Genomic DNA, 5657 nt, shown 5'->3' with positions numbered 1-5657 from the left:
AGCCTGCGGCAGCTCCTACACAGGATCGGATACACCGAGCTAGCCCAAGTTGCCGCAAAAAATATCCTGGTTCCCGTCCGCTGGGCTTTCACGCACCACCAGTGCATAACCACCCGCTCGAAGTGTTTCCACGGCTACCGGCGCGCTCTTCCAGAAATACTGGTGTGACGCCGATGAGTAGAACCGCGCATTCGGACCGTCATTCATGTCGTAGGCCGGTTTCGCACCCAGGTTCGTACAACTTCCAGGATAGATGTATGCCTGCAAACGGCCCGGTAAAGCGCTGCCCATGGTCTCGCCACTGACCGCGAACCAGAACACCGTTGCATTACCGTCGGACATCATGATGGGCCGGGCGATGTTCCCGGCATTGACGGCAGTAGCGTTCAAGGGAACGTTGGTGACCTGACGATCAGGCACTGTCGAACAACCAAAGATCGACCCAACCGCTACCACCAACGCCAGCGAAGATACGATTTTCATCGTGAAACTCCCGCTTTGTAAGGACACGTTGAAGTGATCCCCCAGTTGATTCTAGTTGCCCGGTAAATGTGGGCTTTTCTTCGGATAGTCGGTCACTTCTGTGTAATGACGCTGGACAGAAAACATAAGCAAGCTATCGAGCATGTTGTCCGTGACTGTATGATCGGCCCTCATACTCTGATATCGCGGTCATCGGCGAACGATCGGCACGTTCGTTATTCATTCCGCAATGGAATGACTGCTATCACTCCAAACACTCTTCCGCCGATACCGTCTGGCCATTAGCCTGCGCGCATTCCCTTCTGTACAGCGAGACACGTTATGAACCCAGCGACTCAGGTGCCCCACGGCGCTGCGACAATGACCCGAGGCATGGTGCTGCTGTTCGCCTTTTGCTGCGGCGCCATTGTGGCCAACATCTACTACGCCCAACCGATCATCGGCCTCATTGCTCCGGACATCGGCCTGACCAGCACCATGGCCAGCCTGATTGTTTCGTTGACTCAGATCGGCTACGCGCTGGGCCTGTTTTTCCTTGTGCCGTTGGGAGACTTGCTGGAGAACCGCCGGTTGATGATCATCACCACGCTGGTGGCGATTACCAGCCTGTTGGGGGCCGCGTTCACTGATCAGCCCAATGTGTTTTTGCTGATTTCGCTGTTGGTAGGGTTCAGTTCGGTCTCGGTGCAAATCCTGATTCCGCTGGCCGCGCACCTGGCGCCGGAAGAATCTCGCGGTCGCGTGGTCGGGGGGATCATGGGGGGGTTGTTGTTGGGCATTCTGCTGGCGCGGCCGGTGTCCAGCGTGGTGGCCGATCATTTTGGCTGGCGGGCGATGTTTGTGATCGCTGCGGTTTTGATGGCAGCGATCAGCATCGTTTTGGCGTTGACCATCCCCAAGCGCCAGCCGGATCACAGCGCTTCCTACGGACAACTGTTGGGCTCGTTGTGGACGCTGTTGCGCAAACAACCGGTGCTGCGCCAGCGCGCGTTTTACCAGGGTTGCATGTTCGCCACGTTCAGCCTGTTCTGGACAGCGGTGCCTCTGGAACTGGCGCGCAATCATGGTTTGTCGCAAAGCCAGATCGCGATCTTCGCCCTGGTGGGCGCCATCGGCGCCATCGCAGCACCCATCGCTGGTCGCCTCGCCGATGCCGGCCATACCCGCATCGCTTCATTGTTGGCGCTGCTGTTCGCCAGCCTGAGTTTCTTGCCCGCGTTCATCCATCCGGTCTACAGCGTCATCGGCCTGGCGGTGACCGGAGTGGTCCTCGACTTCTGCGTACAGATGAACATGGTCCTGGGCCAACGTGCGGTCTACGCCCTCGACGCCAAAAGCCGCAGCCGCCTGAATGCGCTGTACATGACCAGCATCTTCATCGGCGGCGCATTCGGATCTTCGGTGGCCAGTGCCGTGTATGAACACGGTGGCTGGTTGTGGATCGTGATTGTCGGCAGCGCGTTTCCACTGTTGGCGTTGGTGCGGTTCTTGAGTGCTTCGCAGAAGGTTTCGTTGGCGACGGCATGAAGCTTCGCGAGCAAGCTCTGCTCCTACAGGGGAATTGCCGCCTGCTCGCGATTGTTGACACTCATTGCCGAACCAGCTTCTCCATCGCCGCATCGGCCAGGAAGGACGAGCGGCTTTTGACATTGTGCTCACGCACGTAGCGGTCGATACGCTGGATCACATAGCCGGGGAGCGTGACATTGACCTTCTCGGTCTTGCCCATGTACGGCGAGATGTCCAGCTCCAGCATTCCCCACCCCATGTCGGCGAACTCCGGATTGTCACGATGCACTGCTGCCGAGGTCGGCATCGGAATCGTCTCTCCATCTGCCGCCATTTCCTGCAACATGATGTGGGCGATTTCAACGGCCGCGTTGTAGGCATCTTCGAACGTATCCCCGGCCGTGACCGCGCCAGGAATATCGGGGATCTGAATACCGATGGCGGTGTGCTCATCGCCCCATTCGATACAGATTGGATATTGCATTATGGATCTCCTGCGTAACTGGCGGGCGGGCAGTACAGCCCGGCTCGCCTCCTGATGCCCTTGACCGTCCCTATCGGTAAATCCTTTTTTGGATGAGGGACGGGAATGATGTATGGGTTGTAACGGTGCGTGAAGATGTGATGACTGCCAGTGACCCGATCCAGGGTCCAACCCGCCTCCATCAACTCCTTGATCAAAAGCCTGCTCTGCACCACCAGCCTCCTTGCCTTGGCTCGAATAAAAATAACCCTAGAGTTATCTTTACTCAAGCACAAAATCTTGTGGCTCGACGCTTGGTTGTTTTACAGAGTGTGCCGGAGCCTGAAACAATATTGCTCGCTCCCACAGGGATTGCCGATAACCAAGGAAATTCAAATGGACCGCCTCGCTGCAATGGAAACCTTCGTGTACGTGGTGGAAACCGGCTCGTTTTCCGCCGCTGCCCGACGCTTGAATATCGGTCAGCCCGCCGTATCGAAAACCATCGCGCAGCTCGAATCACGGCTGGCGGTACGGTTACTGCTGCGTTCGACCCGTGGCCTGACACCCACCGAGGCCGGGATGGCATTTTTCGAGCGGGCAAAACGCGCCATCGAAGAAGCCGATGAGGCTGAAAACGCCGCGCGCGGTGCGGCCAGCGGACTGACCGGGAACCTGCGGATCTGTGCCCCTGTGACCTTCGGCCGATTGCATATCGTGCCGCACCTGGGGCCGTTCCTTGAGCAGAACCCGGCGTTGAACATCGACCTGGTACTCGATGATCGCAACGTCAATCTGGTGGAAGAAGGCGTCGATATTGCCCTGCGCATGGGCGCCTTGAACGACTCGGGCCTCACCGCCCGCAAAATCGCTGAATCTCGCCGAGTGGTGCTGGGCACTCCCGCGTACTTCGATAAACACGGCGAGCCCACCAACCCCGCAGACCTGGGCAAGCATCAGGCGATCGTCTACACCCTCGGCGGCGGTGCCAATTGGCTATTCAAGAAAGCCAACGAAGAACAGTCCGTGATCATCAGTGGCCGAATACGCATCAACGCCGCCGAAGGTCTGCGTGAAGCCGTACTGGCCCATCAAGGACTGACCATGGCCTCTCAATGGATGTTTGCGCCGGAGCTGGCGGACGGGTCAGTCAAGGCAGTGATGACCGACTGGACACTGTCGAATCTGGACCTGTGGGCGGTGTTCCCGACTGGCAGGATGGCCAGCGCCAAGGCCCGGGCGTTTGTTGAGTATGTGCAGGGGTTGTTGAAGGAAAACGTCTGAAACGCACGAGTTTCGTTTATTGCGAATTTCGAATAATTCGAATAGCCTGCCGACATCGATTATTCAAAATATTGGAAACCATCATGTCGACAGTCGTTCATCCACCGATCAGCTTGCCCGCAGAGCACGAAATTCAGGTTGCCATTGAAGGGCAGCGCGCCCTGACTGCCTACCTCGCCACTCAATTCGAAACCCAGCGCATCCAGATCTTCGACGAGCAGAACAAAGCCCATAGCGTCGAGCTACCGACCTCCGCACTCCGACTATTAGTCGATATCCTTTCTGAGTTAGCGGCAGGCAATGCCGTCAAAGTGGTCCCCGTACACGCGGAGCTGACCACACAGGAAGCAGCAGACCTGCTCAACGTCTCACGCCCGCACCTGATCAAGCTGCTGGATTACGGCGAACTGTCCTACCACAAAACCGGCAAGCACCGACGTGTGCGCTTTGCCGATTTGATGGACTATAAAAACCGGCGCGACACCGCCAGCGAGCAGGCAATGAAGCTTCTCGCCGAGCAGGCACAGATGCTAAGGACAGGATACGAGTGAGGCACTCCTCTTTTACCGCTGTATATGACGCTTGCGTGCTTTACCCCGCGCCCTTGAGAGATTTTCTGATGTGGCTCGCGCTTTCCGGACGCTTCCGGGCGAGATGGTCTGCGCAGATTCATGACGAATGGAAACGCAATCTGCTGAAAAACCGGCCGGACCTGACCCAAGAACAATTGAATCGCACGTCCGAGTTGATGGATCAGGCCATACCCGACGCTTGCGTCAGCGGGTACGTAGAGTTGATTGCTGGACTGACATTACCCGACATCGATGACCGACATGTGCTGGCTGCCGCGATTCACTGCAATGCCAGCGTCATCGTGACGTTTAATCAAAAAGACTTCCCATGCTCGGCGCTGACCCCCTTCGGTATCGAAGCCCAGCACCCTGACGAATTCGTCGAAAACCTCTTTGATTTGGATCCGACGGCAGTAATCTCTGCTGCCGAACGGCAACGCAGCCAACTGAAAACACCTGCGATGGATGTCGGTGCCTACCTTGACCTTTTGTTACGTCAAGGGCTGGTTCAAACAGTCAAGGCACTGAACGGTTACCGAGCGATGCTTTGAAGCCAAATCAGGATGACGCTAAAGCACCTGTCCATCAAACCTAACGCTGACATTCTCCACGATGCCCCATCAAGCACTCATCGAAGGGGTGTCCTCGTCAATGCAGGCCAGCAAACGCTCGACCGTGCTTTCCAGCGGTCCGGAATTGTCGAGCACGAGTAATGCTGGATCGTTATCGGCCAGCACACGCTCATTGAAACGGGCATTGCGCGCCAACCGCAGTTCGATCTCGGCTGCAGGCTCACGCCCGCGTGCCAGCAAGCGTTGGCGTAATACGGCTTGATCCACGGTCAGCAACACCACCAATACGTTTGGATAGCGCTCGCGGGTTTGCGTCAGGTGTCCGCGCGAGCCGTTGACCAGCACGTCGTGCCCCGCCGCCAGCCAGTCGTCGATTTCTCGCGGGATACCATAGGCCAGGCCATTGGCGCGCCAGCTCAGGGCAAACGCTCCCTGAGCCTGCATCTCGGCAAACTGCTCGGCGCTGACACCTTGCGCGGCCTCCCCCACAGATTCCGCCGAACGGGTGATGACCCGCCGAACGATGCGGCAGCCACGCTCGGCCAACGGCACTCGCGCAGCAACCAGCAGGCTGTCCTTGCCCGAACCGGAAGGTCCGATGAGATAGATCAACCTGCCTGACATCAAAACACCCTGTTCGCTTCTCGCAACAATTGTGGGACCACTACTAATCCGTCCTGACAATGTTTGCACCAAAAAGACGACCTGAAGATTAATACCAGTCAGTTAAAGGGTCCCTGTAGGAGCGAGCTTGCTCGCGAAAAACCCATAGAC

Annotated in this window: 8 protein-coding genes; 4 read left to right on the top strand and 4 right to left on the bottom strand. The window is 57.4% G+C overall.

All coding sequences use genetic code 11. From position 1 onward, the window contains the following. Positions 1-39: 39 nt before the first annotated feature. Positions 40-483 carry a hypothetical protein gene (locus tag ACRESJ_RS02530; RefSeq protein ID WP_431756488.1) on the bottom strand — a complete coding sequence of 148 codons (444 nt, stop codon included), beginning with the start codon at positions 481-483 and terminating at the stop codon, positions 40-42. Between the two features lie 321 nt (positions 484-804). Between ACRESJ_RS02530 and ACRESJ_RS02525 the strand changes: the two genes are divergently transcribed. Continuing rightward, positions 805-2010: an MFS transporter gene (locus tag ACRESJ_RS02525; protein WP_431756487.1), complete on the top strand. Its 1206-nt coding sequence runs from the start codon at positions 805-807 to the stop codon at positions 2008-2010. 61 nt (positions 2011-2071) lie between these two features. Here the strand turns inward: ACRESJ_RS02525 and ACRESJ_RS02520 are convergent, their stop codons facing one another. Together ACRESJ_RS02520 and ACRESJ_RS02515 are read right to left on the bottom strand one after the other, a co-directional pair. Then, on the bottom strand, positions 2072-2476 hold the full coding sequence (locus tag ACRESJ_RS02520; RefSeq protein WP_431756486.1) for a type II toxin-antitoxin system HicB family antitoxin: 405 nt from the start codon (positions 2474-2476) through the stop codon (positions 2072-2074). After that, positions 2476-2688 (bottom strand): type II toxin-antitoxin system HicA family toxin, encoded by a 213-nt coding sequence (locus ACRESJ_RS02515; protein WP_431756489.1) that lies wholly within the window; start codon positions 2686-2688, stop codon positions 2476-2478. Before ACRESJ_RS02515 ends, ACRESJ_RS02520 begins: the two co-directional genes overlap by 1 nt. A gap of 163 nt (positions 2689-2851) precedes the next feature. On the opposite strand from ACRESJ_RS02515, the gene ACRESJ_RS02510 reads away from it, so the two are divergent. The 3 genes from ACRESJ_RS02510 to ACRESJ_RS02500 all read left to right on the top strand — a co-directional run bounded on the left by ACRESJ_RS02510 (position 2852) and on the right by ACRESJ_RS02500 (position 4862). Next, positions 2852-3739, top strand: a complete 888-nt coding sequence (locus tag ACRESJ_RS02510) for a LysR family transcriptional regulator (RefSeq protein ID WP_431756485.1) — start codon at positions 2852-2854, stop codon at positions 3737-3739. An 83-nt stretch (positions 3740-3822) separates the two neighbouring features. Continuing rightward, positions 3823-4290, top strand: a complete 468-nt coding sequence (locus ACRESJ_RS02505) for a helix-turn-helix domain-containing protein (RefSeq protein WP_431756484.1) — start codon at positions 3823-3825, stop codon at positions 4288-4290. Then, positions 4287-4862, top strand: coding sequence for a PIN domain-containing protein (locus ACRESJ_RS02500; protein WP_431756483.1), 576 nt, complete (start codon positions 4287-4289; stop codon positions 4860-4862). The genes ACRESJ_RS02505 and ACRESJ_RS02500 overlap by 4 nt, the downstream gene beginning before the upstream one ends. Before the next feature lie 69 nt (positions 4863-4931). Here ACRESJ_RS02500 and phnN read toward each other — a convergent pair whose 3' ends face one another. Further along, positions 4932-5507 carry a phosphonate metabolism protein/1,5-bisphosphokinase (PRPP-forming) PhnN gene (gene phnN, locus ACRESJ_RS02495; RefSeq protein ID WP_431756482.1) on the bottom strand — a complete coding sequence of 192 codons (576 nt, stop codon included), beginning with the start codon at positions 5505-5507 and terminating at the stop codon, positions 4932-4934. Between the last annotated feature and the right edge of the window lie 150 nt (positions 5508-5657).

This window comes from Pseudomonas sp. (assembly GCF_050739655.1).
In the GTDB taxonomy this organism is placed as follows: domain Bacteria; phylum Pseudomonadota; class Gammaproteobacteria; order Pseudomonadales; family Pseudomonadaceae; genus Aquipseudomonas.
Note: the sequence above shows the minus strand (reverse complement) of the source record. Positions and strands in the feature narration are given on the sequence as shown.

Excerpts from the sequence above, each read along its gene's own strand:
- ACRESJ_RS02525 (WP_431756487.1), top strand. The coding sequence starts at position 805 with ATGAACCCAGCGACTCAGGTGCCCCACGGCGCTGCGACAATGACCCGA.
- ACRESJ_RS02520 (WP_431756486.1), bottom strand. The coding sequence starts at position 2,476 with ATGCAATATCCAATCTGTATCGAATGGGGCGATGAGCACACCGCCATC.
- ACRESJ_RS02505 (WP_431756484.1), top strand. The coding sequence starts at position 3,823 with ATGTCGACAGTCGTTCATCCACCGATCAGCTTGCCCGCAGAGCACGAA.
- phnN (WP_431756482.1), bottom strand. The coding sequence starts at position 5,507 with ATGTCAGGCAGGTTGATCTATCTCATCGGACCTTCCGGTTCGGGCAAG.
- ACRESJ_RS02530 (WP_431756488.1), bottom strand. The coding sequence starts at position 483 with ATGAAAATCGTATCTTCGCTGGCGTTGGTGGTAGCGGTTGGGTCGATC.
- ACRESJ_RS02510 (WP_431756485.1), top strand. The coding sequence starts at position 2,852 with ATGGACCGCCTCGCTGCAATGGAAACCTTCGTGTACGTGGTGGAAACC.